Source organism: Streptomyces ipomoeae 91-03, assembly GCF_000317595.1.
Lineage (GTDB): Bacteria > Actinomycetota > Actinomycetes > Streptomycetales > Streptomycetaceae > Streptomyces > Streptomyces ipomoeae.
On the sequence record NZ_AEJC01000437.1, the window covers coordinates 14,188 to 32,108 of the forward strand.

Annotated in this window: 17 protein-coding genes; 12 read left to right on the forward strand and 5 right to left on the reverse strand. The window is 69.4% G+C overall.

From position 1 onward, the window contains the following. Positions 1-80: 80 nt before the first annotated feature. The 5 genes from STRIP9103_RS29085 (at position 81) to STRIP9103_RS29105 (ending at position 4,645) form a co-directional block, all read left to right on the forward strand. Complete coding sequence (locus STRIP9103_RS29085; protein WP_009326385.1) at positions 81-515, forward strand: DUF6507 family protein; 435 nt, start codon at positions 81-83, stop codon at positions 513-515. Next, positions 512-2,956, forward strand: coding sequence for a YwqJ-related putative deaminase (locus STRIP9103_RS47210; RefSeq protein WP_009326407.1), 2,445 nt, complete (start codon positions 512-514; stop codon positions 2,954-2,956). The genes STRIP9103_RS29085 and STRIP9103_RS47210 overlap by 4 nt, the downstream gene beginning before the upstream one ends. Continuing rightward, positions 2,953-3,468, forward strand: a complete 516-nt coding sequence (locus STRIP9103_RS29095) for an SUKH-3 domain-containing protein (RefSeq protein ID WP_078614085.1) — start codon at positions 2,953-2,955, stop codon at positions 3,466-3,468. Before STRIP9103_RS47210 ends, STRIP9103_RS29095 begins: the two co-directional genes overlap by 4 nt. After that, on the forward strand, positions 3,431-3,847 hold the full coding sequence (locus tag STRIP9103_RS29100; RefSeq protein WP_048821187.1) for a YwqJ-related putative deaminase: 417 nt from the start codon (positions 3,431-3,433) through the stop codon (positions 3,845-3,847). Before STRIP9103_RS29095 ends, STRIP9103_RS29100 begins: the two co-directional genes overlap by 38 nt. Before the next feature lie 204 nt (positions 3,848-4,051). Beyond that, a complete protein-coding gene (locus STRIP9103_RS29105) occupies positions 4,052-4,645 on the forward strand; it encodes a hypothetical protein (protein WP_009326409.1) in 594 nt (197 codons plus the stop codon). Between the two features lie 249 nt (positions 4,646-4,894). Here STRIP9103_RS29105 and STRIP9103_RS29110 read toward each other — a convergent pair whose 3' ends face one another. Then, complete coding sequence (locus tag STRIP9103_RS29110; protein ID WP_009326410.1) at positions 4,895-5,341, reverse strand: ATP-binding protein; 447 nt, start codon at positions 5,339-5,341, stop codon at positions 4,895-4,897. Between the two features lie 205 nt (positions 5,342-5,546). Here STRIP9103_RS29110 and STRIP9103_RS29115 point away from each other — a divergent pair, with 205 nt between their 5' ends. The 3 genes from STRIP9103_RS29115 to STRIP9103_RS29125 are packed head-to-tail and all read left to right on the forward strand — an operon-like array spanning position 5,547 to position 7,544. Next, complete coding sequence (locus STRIP9103_RS29115) at positions 5,547-6,398, forward strand: Scr1 family TA system antitoxin-like transcriptional regulator (RefSeq protein WP_048821188.1); 852 nt, start codon at positions 5,547-5,549, stop codon at positions 6,396-6,398. A gap of 11 nt (positions 6,399-6,409) precedes the next feature. Beyond that, positions 6,410-6,613: a DUF397 domain-containing protein gene (locus STRIP9103_RS29120; RefSeq protein WP_009326390.1), complete on the forward strand. Its 204-nt coding sequence runs from the start codon at positions 6,410-6,412 to the stop codon at positions 6,611-6,613. Continuing rightward, on the forward strand, positions 6,600-7,544 hold the full coding sequence (locus STRIP9103_RS29125; protein ID WP_009326397.1) for an ADP-ribosylglycohydrolase family protein: 945 nt from the start codon (positions 6,600-6,602) through the stop codon (positions 7,542-7,544). The genes STRIP9103_RS29120 and STRIP9103_RS29125 overlap by 14 nt, the downstream gene beginning before the upstream one ends. An 80-nt stretch (positions 7,545-7,624) precedes the next feature. Here the strand turns inward: STRIP9103_RS29125 and STRIP9103_RS29130 are convergent, their stop codons facing one another. Continuing rightward, positions 7,625-8,281 carry a TetR/AcrR family transcriptional regulator gene (locus tag STRIP9103_RS29130; RefSeq protein WP_048821195.1) on the reverse strand — a complete coding sequence of 219 codons (657 nt, stop codon included), beginning with the start codon at positions 8,279-8,281 and terminating at the stop codon, positions 7,625-7,627. Positions 8,282-8,507: 226 nt separating this feature from the next. On the opposite strand from STRIP9103_RS29130, the gene STRIP9103_RS29135 reads away from it, so the two are divergent. Both STRIP9103_RS29135 and STRIP9103_RS29140 read left to right on the forward strand, forming a co-directional pair. Beyond that, positions 8,508-9,446, forward strand: coding sequence for an ABC transporter permease (locus tag STRIP9103_RS29135; RefSeq protein WP_009326393.1), 939 nt, complete (start codon positions 8,508-8,510; stop codon positions 9,444-9,446). After that, complete coding sequence (locus tag STRIP9103_RS29140) at positions 9,439-10,266, forward strand: ABC transporter ATP-binding protein (protein WP_009326386.1); 828 nt, start codon at positions 9,439-9,441, stop codon at positions 10,264-10,266. The genes STRIP9103_RS29135 and STRIP9103_RS29140 overlap by 8 nt, the downstream gene beginning before the upstream one ends. A gap of 117 nt (positions 10,267-10,383) precedes the next feature. Here STRIP9103_RS29140 and STRIP9103_RS29145 read toward each other — a convergent pair whose 3' ends face one another. After that, positions 10,384-11,481 carry a glycosyltransferase gene (locus tag STRIP9103_RS29145; RefSeq protein WP_009326392.1) on the reverse strand — a complete coding sequence of 366 codons (1,098 nt, stop codon included), beginning with the start codon at positions 11,479-11,481 and terminating at the stop codon, positions 10,384-10,386. Next, positions 11,478-14,390 carry a bifunctional glycosyltransferase/CDP-glycerol:glycerophosphate glycerophosphotransferase gene (locus STRIP9103_RS29150; RefSeq protein WP_009326412.1) on the reverse strand — a complete coding sequence of 971 codons (2,913 nt, stop codon included), beginning with the start codon at positions 14,388-14,390 and terminating at the stop codon, positions 11,478-11,480. Before STRIP9103_RS29150 ends, STRIP9103_RS29145 begins: the two co-directional genes overlap by 4 nt. A 191-nt stretch (positions 14,391-14,581) precedes the next feature. Between STRIP9103_RS29150 and STRIP9103_RS29155 the strand changes: the two genes are divergently transcribed. Next, positions 14,582-15,628 carry a serine/threonine-protein kinase gene (locus tag STRIP9103_RS29155; RefSeq protein WP_009326400.1) on the forward strand — a complete coding sequence of 349 codons (1,047 nt, stop codon included), beginning with the start codon at positions 14,582-14,584 and terminating at the stop codon, positions 15,626-15,628. Positions 15,629-15,845: 217 nt separating this feature from the next. Next, a complete protein-coding gene (locus STRIP9103_RS29160) occupies positions 15,846-17,624 on the forward strand; it encodes a serine/threonine protein kinase (protein WP_267950638.1) in 1,779 nt (592 codons plus the stop codon). 135 nt (positions 17,625-17,759) lie between these two features. Here the strand turns inward: STRIP9103_RS29160 and STRIP9103_RS53550 are convergent, their stop codons facing one another. Further along, entirely contained in the window at positions 17,760-17,903 is a 144-nt protein-coding gene (locus tag STRIP9103_RS53550; RefSeq protein ID WP_009326411.1) for a sulfotransferase, read from the reverse strand. Positions 17,904-17,921 lie beyond the last annotated feature (18 nt).

The following is a 17,921-nucleotide window of genomic DNA, read 5'->3' on the forward strand; positions in this document are numbered from 1 at the left end:
ACTACGGGAAGCGAACGACGTACGACGGGCCCGACAGGGTCGTTGACGTATCCGACAGGAGCGTTACGGGGGTAGCGACGATGCCGGCTTGGGACATCGATCCGATCCATGCGCAGACCACGCTGAACTCGACGGGTGAGGCCGCCGGTGGTCTGGAGAAGGCGGCCAACTCGCTGGTGACGAACATGGCGGGCGCGGCCGAGTCCGCGGGGACGGCCGTGCCGGGCGGCCAGTTCAGCGGGCCCATGATCGGCCCGGTGGTCGCCGGCACCCCGCGCGTGCCGGTCGGCCCGGTGGCGGCGGCGCTGAGCCAGTACCTGTCGGAGCGGCAGCAGAAGCTGTCGTTCATGGCGCAGCGCACCATCGACTCCGTGCAGGGCGCCGCCAAGGCCACCAACGCGTATGTCACCGGCGACCTGGACATGGCCGCCCAGCACCAGGCCAACGCGCTGAAGGCGACGGTGGTGCCCCCGCCACCGGGCGTCGACGGCAACGGCGGGCAGGGGCCGAAGTGAGCGACGACATCCCCGTCATCCCGGAGGAGGTCCCCGAGTTCACCGGCAACCTGGAGTTGCTGGACCAGCACATCTCGGGGATCCGCTCGGCCGGTACGTCCCTGAAGGACTCGGCCTCGGACGTCCACACCCGCTTCGGCGGCCTCTCCGCGTGCTACAAGGCGCCGGAGGCGGAGCAGCTCTTCGCGACGACGGCGCCGGTGGCGACCAAGGGCGGCGAGTTCGCCACGGAACTGGAGACCGTGGCCTCGGCCCTCGACGACTACGCGGCGGCGGTCGGCCCGCTGAAGGCGAGGTTCGAGCAGCTCCGCCAGGACGCGATCGGCTTCCGCAACCGCATCGCGGGCGACGACGAGTGGCGCGCCGACGGCGACCTCGTCGAGGAGAACAACAACCGCCGCTCCGACATCAACGCCGCGTTCGCCGCCTTCCAGGCCGCCGAACGCGACTGCTACAACAAGATCATCGCCCTTGTCGGCGGCGAGCCGCTGGTCGTCAACGACGGCTCCAACAAAGAGAACATGTACGGCTACCGGGGCGAGGACCTCAACAACGCCGGCGGTCTGCCCTGGGGCGACCCGGTCGAGGAGTCCAACCCCTGGTACTACATCCACGAGCACGTCTGGGACTTCGCGGTCGGCTTCGTGGTCGACGGCGTGTGGGGCACGATCAAGGGCCTCGGCACACTGGTCGGCTTCAACGGCTGGGACGCGGCGGGCCAGGCCTGGGTCGGCCTCGGCAAGCTCGCGACCGGCATCATCATCACCGGCATCCCGGTCGTGGGCGCGGCGTACTGGCTGACCCCGGCGGACAAGTTGCCTTCCTGGCTGCGCGACTCCCGTACGGCGGTCGTGGAGACCGGCAAGGCACTCATCGCGTACGACGAATGGGGCAAGAACCCGGCGCGGGCGGCCGGAGCGGTGACGTTCAACGTCCTGACGACGGTCTTCACCGGCGGCTCGGGAGGCGCCGTGGCGGGCGCCGGTAAGGCGGGCGCCATCGCCAAGGCGATCTCCTTCGCCAGCAAGGCGGGCAAGATCGTCGACCCGATGACGTACATCACCAAGGGCGTCGGCGCGACCGCGGTGAAGATCAGCGACGTGATGGCGAGCCTGCGCGGCATCACCGACGGCACGCACATCAAGCTCGGCGAGGGCACGTACCAGATCGCCGACGCCCCCAACATCACGGACGACCTCCCGGCCGGCCTCACCCCCGAGAACAGCGTCCGCATGGAGACCCCCCAGGGTGAGGTCGTCTACCTCAACACCGACACCCTGATCATGCACAACGCCGACGGAACGGTACGGGAGTCGCTGGACGGCATCACCCACGAGGGCACCGCCGCCGAGCGGGGCGCCGACGTGGGGGCCCGCCAGCCGGAGCTGGTGGGCGCCGGGGCGAAGGTGGGCGACGGCGGCGTGAACGTGGGCCGCGTGGGGGACGACCTGGGCGGGACGGGGCGCGTCGGGGACGACCTGGGCGGCACCGGACGGGTCGGGGACCAGAACCTGCCGGGTGGGCGGGCCGACAACCTGCCCGGTGGTCGTGCGGACGACCTGGGCCGGGGGCCGTCGGGGAGCCATGAGACACCGGGCGGCGGCGGAGGGCCGCGCGGAGGTGACGGTCCGACCGGAGGCGGCCACAGCGAGACGCCTTCCGGTGGCCACGGTGACGGCCCCGGTGGGAGCCACGGCGAGACGCCTGCGGCAGGCCATGGCGACACATCCGGTACTGGTCACGGTCACGGCGAGCACCCTGTCGGCCCAGGGCTCGACGACTCCACCGATACCGCCGCGAAGCACGACATCGACGGTCCGACGGGCACAACGCTCGATCCTCAGCCGGACTGGCACGGCAGCAGCGCAGACAAGATGAGGCACCACAGGCGCCCTGCGGTGGACGTCAGTGACCTCACTCCGGAGGAAAAGCTGGCGGTTCTCGAACGCGAGGCGCGGCAACTCGCGGACGACGCTCTCGACGCTCCGTCCGGAGAGGCCCTTCCTGGTCAGCACCAGCTGGAGCAGGGATGCGCGGGAGCCTTCCTGCACGACAACACAGTCACCGTGCACAGCAGTACCACGAAGATGCACGGGCAGAAACTTCCACAAACCCATGCCGTACTGCAGGATATCCTCAAGAAGATCAGCGACGACTACAATGCCGGACTTATCGAGGCGTTGGGCCGCGGGCATGGAAAGTGTGCCGAGGTCTCATTGATCAGTGATCGACTGCATCAATTGGACCCCACGGGAACGCGGATACGCAGCGTCGAGGATGCCCGGGATGCACTCGAAGGCAGCGTGATGCACACACGGCGCATCGGTGACGTCATAAGCCGCGAAACAGGTGAAGTCGTCATGAATCACGGCGACTTCATGCCACCGTGCCCGACCTGCGCGCTCGTGCTCCCACAACTGGGAATCCGCGTGCACTCATGACCGTTCTCAGGAGAGCACAGAAGGGAGAGCCGCTCGTGACTGCGGAGAATGTGCCGCCAGAGGTGCTCGAATGGCTGATCGACAACGGCTGGTCGCCCGGCCGGGACATCGGAAGCAAGGCCGATGATCTCGTGGCCCTACGTGTACGCACCTCGGAAGAGCAAGGAAGCACACTGCCTCCTGTCCCTGCGGCAGCCCGTATCATTCACTCATATGGACTCCTCCGACTGCCTCACCCCAGAGTTCAGAGTTACGCCTGGATAATGGATCCGACAGTGACCTACAAGGGGGACACGGAAAACATAAGAGAACTAGCTGAAAGCCTCGGCACGAGTTTGTTTCCGGTCGGATACGAGTCTTCCGAAGCGGGATTCATCCTTGTGGACGCGACGGGACGCTTCTTTCTCCTACATCACACGGGCGGCTACTTCTTGGGTTTTGACGAGCATGACGCCTTCAAGCGCTTCTTGAACAATGTCAGCGCCCCAGACGCAGAGGATTTCTTTGTCTAGCCAGTTTCCCGCAGTCGCGTCGTCACTGCTGATCGGCAATACCGTCGTCAGCCACACCAGCCTGGTGGGCGAAGGTTCCCCGAACCTGCACCCGGCGATCCGTGAGTTCATGGCATCCCTCCCCGAGGAGAGGCGCCGGGGCTACACCGGGCGCTGCGCCGAGTCCGCGCTGATCTCGGACCAACTGTGGAACCTGGACAGCTCTCGGGACGACGGCCGCAGCACGAGCCTCGAAGCGGCGATTCCCCACTTCCACGGTGCGGTGATGACATCGCGCATGGTGAGAGGACAGAGCCACCCGGACCACGGGAAGCCCACGCGTCCTTGCGATGCGTGCGCGGCTCTCCTGGATGCTCTGCACGTTCATTTCGCCGGTTAGCGCCCGAAGGAGCGCCGCATTGGCTCGGGAATGGCACCGTGATCGCGAGCATCCCTGTGGCCCGGGCGCCGAAGATACGTCTCAAGGCGCCCGAGTCAGGGAACCCGAAGAGCCGCCTGTTCGAGGCCGAGCATGTGGCGGCCGAAGGACATGATTGCAACGCGCCACCGCGCTCCAAGAGAGTCCGCGTCGTGGACCTGGGACATGGGCGACGTCGAGCCGCCCGGCCTGAAGTCCGCGCTCGCCGTCGCGGCCCGTATGAGTCAAGTCCTGCGGAAACACGGGCTTCTGTTACCGCCGCTCGGTCTGGAGTGGGACTGGTTCGTGTATGGCCGCGGTGGCATGGGCATCACGACACGGCTGTCGTCCCTGCGCTCCCTGGACGACCCGGAACTGCCCGCCCACATTCTGGCGGCCCGCCCCGTGGACTTCCCCGACGCACAGGTCGGGAGCATCCTCGTCGTGGGTACCGGGACGTGGATCGACGCGACAGGGGACAGGCACCAAGAGCACCGGCTGGTCGAGCTGACGGTGGCACCGGACGCACCTGGGATCTGGGCGGAACTGGCCGTGTTCCACGACATCTGGGGCCCCTTCGACTTCCGGGGCCTGCCACACCCGGACGTCGAGAAGCAGAACGCCCCGCGCCTCGCGGCGGCCCTCCAGTCGCTCGACGCGCTCCTGGGCGTCGCCGCCGAGCCCGGCGATCCCACGTACTTCGGCAGCGCCGAGGGGCACGGCATCAAGCCCCCGGAGGTGATCGACGGCCGGGGCCCGGATTTGACCGACCTGCTCTGACCAGGTCCTTGGATGTGGATGACCGCCCGGTCAGGCAGTGGTATTCGGATGGCTCCCCCCGTGCCGAGGGGAACATGCGCAGAGGTTTTCCGGTCGGAGAGTCCCGGACATGGCATCCGGGCGGCACACTCGCGACCAAGCGGATCACGAGCGATGACGGCCATCGGCCCCTCGTAGAGCTGGAGTGGGACGAGAACGGTGAGCAGACCCGTTCCTGGTATGCGCCGGACCAGGGCGCGCACCAGCGGTTCACAGAGGACTCCTAGCCACGCTCGCCAGGGTGCCGGTTCGCCTCTTCGGCGGGCGGCTGGGCTGCTCCTCGCCCACCTCGAACCACACGCCCTTCCCCGACGCGCCCAGTAGCTCCGTCCCCCAACGGCCATCCGAGACCGTGTCCACGATCCACAGGCCCCGGCCCGATTCGGGGTCGTAACCCTGAAGGTGGCGAGGGGGTGTTCGCGACTCGTCGTAGACCGTGACCCGTACGGCGTTGCGGAAGCCGTTCGTGTCCACGATCAACAGGACGCCCTGTCCCTCGGTGTGCACACAGGAGTTGGCGACCAGCTCGGAGGTGCAGAGCACGGCGTCGTCCACGAGGGCGTCCAGTCCGAGTGCGCGGAGGACCGTGGTGACGAAGTCACGGGCGACGCGGGGGGTGGTGGCGGCGCGGGGGCAGTTGAGCTGGTACTTGGGCATGGCTCATCAACTCCAACTTGCTTGGGGCATGGGTGAGTTGAGGCACGGCGAGGGTCGGCGACACCCAGTGTGCCGGGCACGTCACAGACGGTATGGCATAACCTGATGCCGGAACAACCTGATGACGGACATTGCCCCCGTCTTGGTGACCGTCACGCCTGGGTGGGCGGCATACTCGTCAGCCGAACGACCAGGGAGAGGAACGATGCCACCCAGAAGCACCCCAACCGCCCGGCAGGAACGCCTCGGTGCCGAGCTACGCAAGATCCGCGAACGGGCTGGGGTGACAGCTCGGGCAGCCGCCGCGCTTCTCGGCACGAATCCGATCCAGCAAAGCGCCTACGAGGCCGGCCGCAGCGGGATCAGTGAGGACCGCATTCGCCGTCTCGCAGCTCACTGCGCATGCGACGACCAGGCGTACATCGATGCGCTCGTCGCCATGGCCACCGAACGGGGTAAGGGCTGGTGGGAGGAGTATCGGGGGACCATCCCTCCTCCCGGTCTCAGCCTGGCGGAGCTTGAGCATCACGCGGTACGCATCCAGACCTTCCAAATGGCGCACATCCCAGGCTTGTTGCAGACCGAGGACCACATGCGAGCCGCGTTCAGGTACGGGATGCTGAGTTGGCCACGCCAAGAGCAGGACACCGCCGTGGAGTTCCGATCACGTCGGCAGCAGGTCATCTCAGCGGAACGCGCCACGCCGTACGAAGCGGTGATCCACGAGGCGGCGCTTCGGCTCCGCGTGGGTGGCGCAAAAGCGGCACGTGCCCAGTTGGAGCACATCCTCGTCGTCTCCGAGCGGAGCCATGTGACCGTGCGTGTGGTTCCCTTCGACAGTGAGGATTTCGCCGGTGCCGGGTACTCAATGCTCTACGTCCACGGCCCCGTGCCTCAACTCGACACCGTGCAGATGGACACAGGCTACGAAGTTGTCTTCTTGGATGCCGAGTCACGACTGAAGGAGCACCGGCAACGCTTCGAACGCGTCTCGACGACAGCCCTGTCCCCGGCTGCCTCTCGGGACCTGATCACCCGCATCGCCCACGAAATCTGAAAGGTATCGCCGTGTTCGAGCCCCGCGCCTGGCAGAAGTCATCCTTCTCCGGGGGTGGCAGCGGCAGTAACGATTGCGTCGAACTCGCCACCAACTCCCCCACCGCCATACTCATACGCGAAAGCGACCACCCCACCACCCACCTCACCACCACCCCCACCCCCCTCCACGCCCTCCTCACCACCCTCAAAGCAGGCACCCTTGGCCGTCATTGACCCGCAGCGCGCCCTCGGCACCGTCCTCGGCTCCGCCGTCGGCGACGCCCTCGGCGCACCCTTCGAGTTCGGCCCCGAAGGGGCGTTCTCGGCGCGCTTCCCGAAAGCCGGAGGTCACGGCGGCGAGATGTGCGGGGGCGGCGGCTGGGACCCCGGCGAGGCCACCGACGACACGCAGATGGCCGTGATCGTCGGGGAGTCGCTCGTCGAACAGGGCGGGCTCGACCTCCCCGACATCTTCGAGCGGTTCCAGTGGTGGGCCGGTTCCGGTCCCAAGGACATCGGCCTCCAGACCGAGGACGTCCTCAGCAACGGCGAACCCTGGGACCGTGCCGCCGCCCTGCACTTCCAGGTCAATCTCCGCGCCGCAGGCAACGGCGCGTTGATGCGGGCGGCGACCTCGGCGGTGTACTTCGCGCCGTACGGGCGGGAGGTCACCATGGACGCCGGCCGGCGGCTGTCCGCGCTCACGCACGGGGACCCGGCCGCGTGGGAGGGCACCGCCGTCTTCCATGAGCTCGTACGGGTCGCACTCGGCGGAGCCGACCCGCTCGCCGCCCTCCCCGGCGCACTCGACGCCGTACGGGACGATCACCGCGCCCGGTACGCCGTCGTCCTCGCCCCCGACTGGCACCCGGACCAGGCCACCGAGTTCAACGGCGCCGTCTGGCCCTGCCTCGGCTCCGCCGTGTGGGCGGTGCGTACGACCGACTCGTACGAGGACGCCGTACGCGCGGCCGTAGACCTCGGCGGCGACACGGACACCGTCGCCGCAGTGACCGGCGGACTCGCGGGGGCGCTGTACGGCGCGGACGCGATCCCCGAGCGCTGGCTGGAGTCACTGCACGTACCGCTCCCCGGCTTCGGCGACCGGGTCCTGCGCACCCCCGAACTCACCCGACTCACCCGGCAGTTGCAGCTCGCGCCCTAGCGGCACCCTGCCCGCGCCGGCAAGCGCAACCCCGCCCCGCCCAACGCCGCCCCCGGGCGCCCGGCAACCACCGGCGCCCCCTACAGCGCCCGCAACCCCGCCGCCGTAGCCCTCGTCAGGCTCTCCAGATACCCCTTCGGCGGCTTCGGTGCCCGTACGACGACCGACCGCCAGTACAACGGCCCGGAGATCAGGTCCAGCGCCAGATCCTCGTCGACACCCTCACGGATCTCCCCCCGCGTCACCGCCGCCGCCACGATCCCCGTCGCCACGCTCTGCTGCCCCTCCCGCAGCGCCTTCTGCATGGCCTCGGCGATCTCGGGGTTGCGGGCGGCCTCCGCCTGGAGGTCGGGGATGATCTGGCCGGCCACCGGGTGGCGCAGCGCACGGGACGTGACCTCGTACAGCAGCCGCAGATCCCCCTCCAGCGAACCCGTGTTCGGCAGCGGCAGCCCCTGCACCGCCACGGCCGAGACCAGGTCGAGCACGAGGTGCAGCTTGGAACGCCAGCGCCGGTACACCGCCGTCTTGCCGACGCCCGCCCGCCGCGCGATCCCCTCGATGGACATCCGGGCATAGCCGACCGCCGCGAGTTCCTCGAAGACGGCCGCTCGGATGGCCTCGGTCACATCCTCGCGCAGCACCGCCGCCCCGGCGGGCGCCCGGCGACGCTGCCGCGAGGGCGGCTGCGGCTGCTGCGGCGGCTCCGCTGCGGAGGGGGCGGCGTTCGTCGTCATACGGACCAGCATAGGCCGTTACGACGAAACGGTTGCGTTCCGACGTCGAATCCGCTTACGCTCACGTTGCGACGATACGGTCCCGTTCCGACGTAAGAGCAGGGCAAGAGAAGCGAACAAGAGCAGCGCAGGACGAAGCGCGAGAAAGAAGCGCGCGAAGTAGCGAAGTAGCGCTGGAAGACACGACGTCGAAGCGGGACGCCCCCCACTACCGAAAGCAGCGGATGTGAGCCAGGTCCTCCACACACCGCCCCCGACACCGGCGGCGAACCCCCCGGCCGCGCCCGCCCCCGCCGCCGAGTCCCCGGCGGAGCTGGCCGCGCGGTACGGCCTCAGCGTCAGCGGGGCGCGCCCCTCGCTGGGCCAGTACGTACGGCAGCTGTGGGCCCGACGGCACTTCATCACCGCCTTCGCCACGGCCAAACTGACCGCCCAGTACAGCCAGGCCAAGCTCGGCCAGCTCTGGCAGATCGCGAACCCGCTGCTCAACGCGGCGGTCTACTACCTCATCTTCGGCCTGCTGATGGGCACCAAGAAGGGCGTGCCGGACTACGTCCCGTTCCTCGTGACCGGCGTGTTCGTGTGGACCTTCACGCAGAGCTCGATCATGGCGGGTACCCGGGCCATATCCGGCAGCCTCGGCCTGGTCCGCGCCCTGCACTTCCCCCGGGCCTCGCTCCCCCTGTCGTACTGCCTGCAACAGCTCCAGCAGCTGCTGTTCTCCATGGCCGCGCTGGTCGTGATCCTGCTGGCCTTCGGGGTGCCGGTCGCCATGTCCTGGCTGCTGATCGTTCCGGCGCTCACGCTTCAGTTCGTGTTCAACGCCGGGGTCGCGATGGTCATGGCCCGGATCGGCGCCAAGACCCCCGACATCTCGCAGCTGATGCCGTTCGTGCTGCGTACGTGGATGTACGCGTCGGGCGTGATGTTCAGCATGGACCACATCCTCGCCGACCGCGACCTGCCGGCCTTCGTGCACCTGCTCCTGGAGTGCAACCCGGCCGCCGTCTACATCGACCTCATGCGCTTCGCGCTGATCGACAGCTTCCACGCGGGCCAACTGCCCCACCATGTCTGGGCGATCGCCGCGGGCTGGGCGCTCCTCGCGGGCGTCGGCGGGTTCATCTACTTCTGGAAGGCTGAGGAGACGTACGGCCGTGGCTGACACCATCACCGCCCCCCACACGGACGACGCTCGCGCGACCGCCGCCGGGCCCGTCCCCACCGTCGTCGTCGACGGGGTCGACATCGTCTACCGCGTCAACGGCACCGGTGCCGGGCGCGGCAGCGCGACCGCCGCGCTCAACCGCATCCTCCGGCGCAAGAAGACCGAGAAGGCCGCCGGCGTACGCAAGGTGCACGCCGTGCGCAACGTCTCCTTCACCGCGTACCGCGGCGAGGCCATCGGCCTCATCGGCACCAACGGCTCCGGCAAGTCGACCCTCCTCAAGGCCGTCGCCGGGCTCCTCCCCGTCGAGAACGGCCGCATCTACACCGACGGCCAGCCCTCCCTCCTCGGCGTCAACGCCGCCCTCATAAACGACCTCACCGGCGAACGCAACGTCCACCTCGGCGGCCTCGCCATGGGCATGTCCCGCGAGCAGGTCCGTGAGCGGTACCGGGAGATCGTCGACTTCTCCGGCATCAACGAGAAGGGGGACTTCATCACACTGCCGATGCGTACGTACTCCTCCGGGATGGCGGCGCGGCTGCGGTTCTCCATCGCCGCCGCGAAGGACCACGACGTGCTGTTGATCGACGAGGCGTTGGCCACTGGCGATGCCTCTTTCCGGAAGCGGTCGGAGGCTCGTATTCGTGAGCTGCGGAAGAACGCGGGCACCGTGTTTCTGGTGAGCCACAACAACAAGTCGATCCGGGATACGTGTGATCGGGTGTTGTGGCTCGAGCGGGGGGAGCTCCGGATGGATGGGCCGACGGAGGATGTGATGAAGGAGTACGAGAAGTTCACCGGCGGGAAGAAGTAGGTCCTGGCGCCTGAGAGCTCGGGGGAACTGTCGTGTCGCGGCTGCGGGTGGGTCGTGGTCGATCGCGCCCACGCGGCGGAGCCGCATATCAAACGCAGCCCCGCGCCCCTTGGCTCTTCACCTCTCCAGGAAGGTGAAGAGTCGCTCCCATCTGTCCATGATCTCCTCCGCCCCGTATCGCCGTACGTTCTCCCTCGCCCTCTCCCCCATCCGGTCCCGCAAGCCCCTGTCCGACATCAACAGGTCCAGCTTGCGGGCCAGTTCCCCCGTGTTGCCCGGATGCGCCAGCAAGCCGTCCTCGCCGTCCCGGACCATCTCGTGGACGCCCGGCGCACAGTCGAAGGCGGCGCAGGGGACGCCCATGGCCATGGCTTCCATCAAGGCCAGGGGAAAGCCCTCGCCCCTCGACGACAGGGCGAAGACCGAGGCTCCGCGCAGCGCGCCCTGGACGTCACTCGTGCGGCCCATCCAGCGCACCGAGCCGTCGATCCCCAGTGCCGTGCACTGCTTCCTCAGCAGTTCCTCGTCCTCGCCGGAGCCGTAGATCCTCAGGAGCCAGTCGGGGTGCCGGGGGGCCACCTCGGACCAGGTGTCGAGGAGCATGTCGACGCCCTTCTCGTCGCTCAGGCGGCCGATGCTGACGATCGTCTTCTCGGTGCGCGGTGACGGGGCGTCCGGCAGCCAGGGCACGGCGTTGGGGATGAACGACGTGTTGTTGAGGCCCTCGCCGATCCACAGGTCGGCGTCCTCGCGGGTGAGGACGAGCATGCGGTCCACGTCCCGGTAGTGCTTGAGGACCCGGCGGAAGCGGGAGCTGGACTTCGACGTCTCGTACGACTCGTGGCTCATGCCGATCACCGTCAGACCGGCCGTGTCGGCGAGCTTCACCCACTCCATCGCCCACACCTGGGTCACGATCACGACCGCGCCGGGGCGCGCGGCGCGGAAGAGGCGTGTCAGGACGGTCGCCTTCTCCCGCATGCTCGCGTCCCGCGCCCGGCCGGGGCTGGGCGGCTGGCCGTCGTACAACCTGGTGGTGGGATACGGGAGTTCGCCGAGGTCGTGCGGGTCCTCGGGGGTGGTGATGCCGATGACGTGGAGGCGGTGGCCGCGCTCGGTGAGGAGGCGGGCCATGTGGTGCGACCAGCTGGTCACGCCGCCCAGCTCGTCCACGCTGTTGGAGACCAGGAAGATGTCCCGCTGTCCGCCGGTCACTTTTGCCTCCACTCGGAGAAGAACTCGTCCACGATGCGCCGCGCCGCCGTGCCCTCGTCGTACTCGCCGAAGTCGGCCACGAAGCGTTCGCGGGCGGACGCGTACTTGACCGACTGTTCGTCCAACGTCGACGCCGTCAGCAGGGCGTGCAGCTCGTCCTCCGTGCGTACGACCGGACCCGGGGCTCGTTCGAGGAGGTCGAAGTATGTGCCTCGGCCCTCGTGCACGTACTCCTCGTAGTCGTACGCGAAGAAGAGCATCGGGCGGTCCAGCAGGGCGTAGTCGAACATCACCGACGAGTAGTCCGTGATCAGCGCGTCGGCCAGCGCCAGGAGCGGGGTCACGTCGTGATGTGCGGACACGTCGATGACCCGGCCTCGGACGGAGGGCGGGAGGACGACGTGGTTGAGGTAGTGGGCGCGGACGAGGAGGACGTACTCGTCGCCGAAGGTCCGCGCGAAGCGCTCCACGTCGAAGGGGAGCGTGAAACGGCGCTGTCCGTGATGCCGGAACGTGGGGGCGTACAGCAGGACCTTCTTGTCGGCCGGGATGCCCAACTCGGCCGCCAGCGGCGGGCGTTCAGCTGCCCCTCGGGCCCGCACCAGCGCGTCGTTGCGCGGATACCCCACCCTCAGCAGCGTCTTCTCCCTCAGCCGGAAGGCCTTCGCCAGTGTGCGGACGTCGTGCTCGGAGCGGATGAGGAAGTGGTCGAAGCGGTCCAGGGTGCGCTGCTGCTCCGCCTGCCCGGCGCGGGACTTGAGCTTCCAGCCCGGTTCGTCGAACCCCATGCGCTTGAGGGCCGAGCCGTGCCAGGTCTGGAGGTAGGTCGTGCCGGGGCGCTTGGTGAGCTTGAGCGGGTAGCTCTGGTTGTCGATCCAGAACTCGGCGCGGGCCAGGGCCCGTAGATAGGGCAGGGACCAGCGGCGTACGAGGGTGGCGTCGGCGGGGAAGCCGTCCGGTCGGCCGGTGTACGACCACACCGCCTCGAAGTCGAGGCCCTGGCGGCGCATCTCCTCGTAGATCGCGCGGGGGCTGTCGCTGTACTGCCGGCCGAGGTGGCTCTCGAAGACCACCAGGCGCCGCCGCATCGGCATGCGCTGGAAAACCTCATGATAAAGGCGGATTTTGGTGTCTCCGGAGGTGGCCTTCTTGCGCAGCGCCTTCGCCTTGCGGTAGCCGCCCCTGGCCAGTCGGCCGGGGGTGCCGCGCAGGCCGCGGGTGACGAGGGCGCCCGCCTTCTTGTCGGGGACGAGACGGAAGGCGAGGTGGCCGCGGGCGGAGATGTGCGGCTCGACACGGTCGGCGACGAGGCGCGTGAGCCGGGGGCGGACCGGCAGCTCGCCGGTCACCAGGCCCGGTTCGGCGGCCGTGAGACGGCTGGTGGTGCGCTCTCCGTCGACGTCCAGGTGGAGGCGTACGTCCCACACCGCGTCCACGATGCCCAGCGGGCGGACGGCCTTCGAGATGTCGACCACGGCCTGCCAGTCGACGTACGCGCCCTCGTGCCGCACCTCCGCCACGGGGACGCGATGAGTGCCGAAGCGTACGCCGGGGCGGCGGGCGTAGAACTCCAGCTCGGCGGAGAGCCGGGCGCCGGGCGGGATGACGCCGAGGGGGTTGGTGACGCGCCCGGCGAGGCGCACGACACCCGGGCCCTCGCCCTCCCAGTAGTGCCGGGAGCGGCGGTACTCCGTCAGCTCGTTGCGCAGGAACAGCTTCGCGGGCGGGCGGGCGTGATACCCGAGTGGGGTGACGTCGAGGACCCGGCGTGCGAAGGCCCCGGCCTCTCCCCCGTCATCCAGGTGCTCGGCGCACCAGTAGATCCGTCCGTCGCGCTCGACGAGCGGGGCGGAGACCTTGTCGCGGTTGGTGAGCGTGTCCACGGCGGGCAGCAGGTTGTCCCAGTCGCTCTCGCGGAGCAGAAACGCGCAGATGGCGTGGATCGGCTCGACCTCGTCGTACGCGGCCGGGTCGATCGACGCCAGGTACGTGCGGGCCAGAGCGGCGAACTCACAACGGTAGGCGGCGTCCCGGAAGGGCAGGTCGCGCAGGTGCAGCACCAGGTCGTGCTTGAGGAACTTGACGTCCTTCCGGAACTTCAGCTCCGGCAGGCCCCGGTCGGCGAGCAGTCGGTCGATCCGGCGATGGATCTCCATGCGGTGCGCGAAGTTGGCGATCTCGGCCCGCCGGTTGCTGATCGACTTGGCGGCGGCCTTCTCGGTGACGTTCCAGTCGTAGACCCGGTTGGGGATGAGCGTGATCCGCCGGGCGGCCGTGTACGCCTGGGCGGAGAAGAGCAGATCCTCGTAGTGGATGCCGACGGGGAACTCCAGGCCGTTCTCGACGAGAAAGTCCCGGCGGTAGCACTTGTTGGTCGACAGGGTGTCGTAGACCAGCAGGTCGGGCAGCTCGGAGATCGAGTCGAGGGTACGGGTGCGGGCGTACAGCCACGGGTACCACTTGACCTCCTTGCGTGTGCGCGTGTCCACGTGCACACGGACACAGAGGCCGGCGACCAGGTCGGCGCCGGTCGTCTCGGCCGCCTCCAGCATGTTCCGGCAGGCGTTGCGCTCCAGGACGTCATCGCTGTCGAGGAAGAGGACGTACTCGCCTCGGGTCTTCAGGACACCGTGGTTGCGGGGCGCGCCGCAGCCGCCGCTGTTCTCGGGAAGCCGGTACGCCCGCACCCGGTCCGGGTGCTCCGCGGCCAGCCGCGTGGCCACCTCGTACGAGCCGTCCGTGCTGTGGTCGTCGACGATCACGACCTCGACGCTCCGCAACGTCTGCTCCAGCACCGAGCGCACGGCCGCGGGCAGCCTGGCCTCGTCGTTGTAGACGATCACGACGACGGAGACGGCCGGCCGCCGCCCCTCGCCCTCGGACGTCGCTGGTCGCCGGTGCAGCTCCACGTATGTTCACCCCACACATCCCGCTTCGTTCCCTCTGTAGGGCATGACGCCGTTGAGGGCCACTTGGGTAGAGGCCGATGAAGGTGCGCGGGTTGCGTCGGGGGCGGGGTGAGGCGACGCGTCGCGCGATACGCTCCCGATACCGCGGGGAGCGGTGTGGGCAGATCAGACGGGGCAGAGGGGGCCGGTCGATGCGCGGAGTGGTACCTGAGGCGCTGCGGGTGACGGATCCGCGGGAGATCGCCGGGTACCCGCTGTACGCGCGGATCGGCGAGGGCGGCATGGGCACCGTCTACCTCTCCCGCAGCCGGGGCGGCCAGCCGGTCGCGCTGAAGCTGGTGCGCCCCGAGTACGCCGACAGCCCGGCCTTCCGTGAACGCTTCGCCCGCGAGGTGGCCGCCGGGCGGCGGGTCTCCGGCTACCACCTGGTCCCGATCGTCGACCACGACGCGGAGGCCGAGCGCCCCTGGCTGGCCACCCGCTACATCCCCGGCGTCCCTCTCGACCAGGCCCTGGAGACCCACGGCCCCCTGCCCGTACCCACGGTCCTCCAGCTCCTCGCCTGCGCCGCGCACGCGCTGGACGCCGTACACACCGCCGGCGTCATCCACCGCGACGTCAAGCCGGCCAACCTGCTCCTCGCCGCCGACGGGCCCTGGCTGCTCGACTTCGGCATCGCCAGGGCCGCGGGTGCCGCCACGCTGACGACCGCCGGCCGCCTCATCGGGACCCCGCGCTACATGTCCCCCGAGCACGCCCTGGGCCGCAGGGTCACATCCGCGTCCGACGTCTTCGCGCTGGGCCTGATAGCCGCCGTCGCGGCCACCGGCCGCCACCCGTACGGCCAGGGCAACCCCTTGGCCATCGCGACCCGCATCGCGGCGACGGACGTGGACCCGCCCGCCCTGGAAGGCATCGGCCGCCCCCTCGTCGACGTCATCCGCCGCTGTCTCACCGCGGACCCCGCCACCCGCCCGCCGGCCGCAGCCGTCGCCGAACACGCCGCCGGCGCGGCCCGCCGAGACGTCCGCGACTTCACGAACTGGCTCCCGGCCCCCTTCGCGACGTCGGTGGCCATCGTGGAGACCGCCTTCCGCACGCTGTCCCTGACAGAGGCCCCCACCACCCGGGTCCCGCCCCCACTGGCCGAGGCCCCGACGGTACGCCACCTCCCGGCCACGGCCCCGATCACGGTACGGGACGAGGAGTGGCAGAGGAGGGTCCGGCGGGAGCCGTAGGCGGCAGTTCCCAGAGAGGCCGGCCAGGTGCACCCCCGGGAACCGCAACACCCAGCCCAGCAGTCATAAGCGGCGTATAAGCTCAGTCCGCTTCAAGTGCACAACCACGGCACAGGAGTTCGGCATCGCACCGGGGGAGGCTCCCATTAGCACCAGCACTGGCGACATCCTGAGCCCTCTGGGACCACAGGACCCAAGAGAGACCGCCGGCTACCAACTGCAGGCCCGTATCGGCGAGGGCGGCATGGGCACGGTCTATCTGTCGCACACCCGCGGCGGCCAGCCGGTCGCGCTGAAGGTCATCCGTCGCGAGTACGGCCAGGACCCGGACTTCCGCCGCCGTTTCGAGCAGGAGGTCCAGGCGGCCCGCCGTGTGCAGGGCTACCACATCGTCCCGGTCGTCGACCACGACACCACCGGCGAACTCCCCTGGCTGGCCTCGGCGTTCATCGCGGGCATCCCCCTGCACGACGCCCTCGTCGCCTTCGGCCCGCTCCCCCTGCCCGCCGTCTTCCAGCTCGTCGGCTGCGCGGCCCGCGCCCTGACCTCGATCCACGCGGCCGACGTCATCCACCGCGACCTCAAGCCCAGCAACATCCTCCTCGGCTCCCAGGGCCCGTACGTCATCGACTTCGGTATCGCCCGCGCCGCCGACGCCACCCAACTCACCCAGTCCGGCGGTCTGATCGGCACCCCGCAGTACATGTCGCCGGAGCATGCCCTCGGCGAGCGGGTCACCCCGGCGACCGACGTCTTCTCGCTCGGCCTGATCGCGGCCGTCGCCGCGACCGGTCGGCACCCGTACGGTGACGGCGGCGCCATCACCATCGCCGCGCAGATCGCCAACACGGCCATGCGGCCCCCACAACTCGACGGGTACGACGACACGTTGCGCTCCGTGCTGGAGCGCTGTCTGACCGCCGACCCGGCCGCACGCATCGGCACCGAGGAACTGGCCGCGCTCTGCCAGGAGTCGACGGACCGCAACCTCAGCGACTTCACCGGCTGGCTCCCGGCCCCCCTCACCGCCGAGATCACCCGGCGTGAGCAGGCCGCCCAGACCCCGCCCCAGCCGACGGCACCCCAAATGCCCGCGGCGCCCCCGGCACCGCCCACGGCACCCCCACAGGACCCGACGACCCAGCCCGCCGCCCCCGGCACCACCCAGGGCATGCCCCAGGCGTCCCCGACCGGCGGCTTCGGCCCGGCCCCCCAGGGCCCCACACCGGCCTACGGCTACCCGCCCCCGGCCCCCGAGACCTACAACCTCAGCCCGCAGTCCCCCGTCCCGGCCCCGGCCCCCAAGAAGAGCCGCCGGGGCCTGAAGGCGGCCCTCATCGCCATCGTCCTCGTCCTCGCGATCGGCTCCGGCGCGGCGGCGGCCGTGTGGGTGCTGGGCAAGACCGACGACAGCAAGAACAGCGACACGGCGAACGACGGCAAGGAGAGCGGCAAGGCGACCGCGACGCCCAGCGAGTCGCCGACCGGCTCCGCCACGGACGACGGGCAGAGCGGCGATCAGGGCACCGGCGAGGACGTCACGAACCCGACCGGGTCGGCCGACGTACCCCCGAACGCCCAGTTCGTCGAGAAGTTCAAGGACGAGCCGGTGAGCGTGTTGCGGCCCGGTGGCCTGGAGACCACGTACGTCGACCTCGACGCGCCCAAGGTCGACCCGACCGAGTACATGGACTCCGACGTCCAGGAGTTCTCCGCGGACAGCACCTCACTGCGGTTCGTCAAGTCCATGGGCAAGGCCACGGGAACCTCTCCCGAACAGTGCCTGGCCGGGGCCGAGCAGAACCCGTTCACCGAGACGCTGGACGCCGATTCCATCAACCGGGACCAGGCGATCGTCAAGGGCGACCACCTCTGCACGGTCACCGGCGAGGGCAACCTCGCCATGTGGACGATCACCGAGGTCGACGCGCCGGACGACCTCGACTACCTGCCCAACCTCAAGGGCACGGTCACCGTCTGGGAGATCCAGCGCTGAGATACGGCACAGGGGGGGCCGCATACGTCCCGGGGCGGCGTGTGTAAAGGAATTCCGGCAGCGGCAGCCCGCTACGGATCATTCGCTCGAAGTGTGGGGCGGGCTGGAAGAGCAACTGCCATAACTCTCCACCGGTCACCTTCCCTTCGGGGAAGGCGATGTGCCCACGGAGGCCATGAACTCGTTGAGGCTCAGTACGTCCGGGTGGGCGTTGAGGATGCGTGACAGCGCGGTCGAGCCGCTACGCCCCGTACCAATGACGAAGGTCAAGGAACGCATAGTCACCCTCCGTAGCTT

Bases quoted from the DNA above. Each gene is read 5' to 3' on its own strand.
- STRIP9103_RS29085 (WP_009326385.1), top strand. From the start codon at position 81: ATGCCGGCTTGGGACATCGATCCGATCCATGCGCAGACCACGCTGAAC.
- STRIP9103_RS29095 (WP_078614085.1), top strand. From the start codon at position 2,953: ATGACCGTTCTCAGGAGAGCACAGAAGGGAGAGCCGCTCGTGACTGCG.
- STRIP9103_RS29100 (WP_048821187.1), top strand. From the start codon at position 3,431: ATGTCAGCGCCCCAGACGCAGAGGATTTCTTTGTCTAGCCAGTTTCCC.
- STRIP9103_RS29105 (WP_009326409.1), top strand. From the start codon at position 4,052: ATGGGCGACGTCGAGCCGCCCGGCCTGAAGTCCGCGCTCGCCGTCGCG.
- STRIP9103_RS29110 (WP_009326410.1), bottom strand. From the start codon at position 5,341: ATGCCCAAGTACCAGCTCAACTGCCCCCGCGCCGCCACCACCCCCCGC.
- STRIP9103_RS29115 (WP_048821188.1), top strand. From the start codon at position 5,547: ATGCCACCCAGAAGCACCCCAACCGCCCGGCAGGAACGCCTCGGTGCC.
- STRIP9103_RS29130 (WP_048821195.1), bottom strand. From the start codon at position 8,281: ATGACGACGAACGCCGCCCCCTCCGCAGCGGAGCCGCCGCAGCAGCCG.
- STRIP9103_RS29155 (WP_009326400.1), top strand. From the start codon at position 14,582: ATGCGCGGAGTGGTACCTGAGGCGCTGCGGGTGACGGATCCGCGGGAG.
- STRIP9103_RS53550 (WP_009326411.1), bottom strand. From the start codon at position 17,903: ATGCGTTCCTTGACCTTCGTCATTGGTACGGGGCGTAGCGGCTCGACC.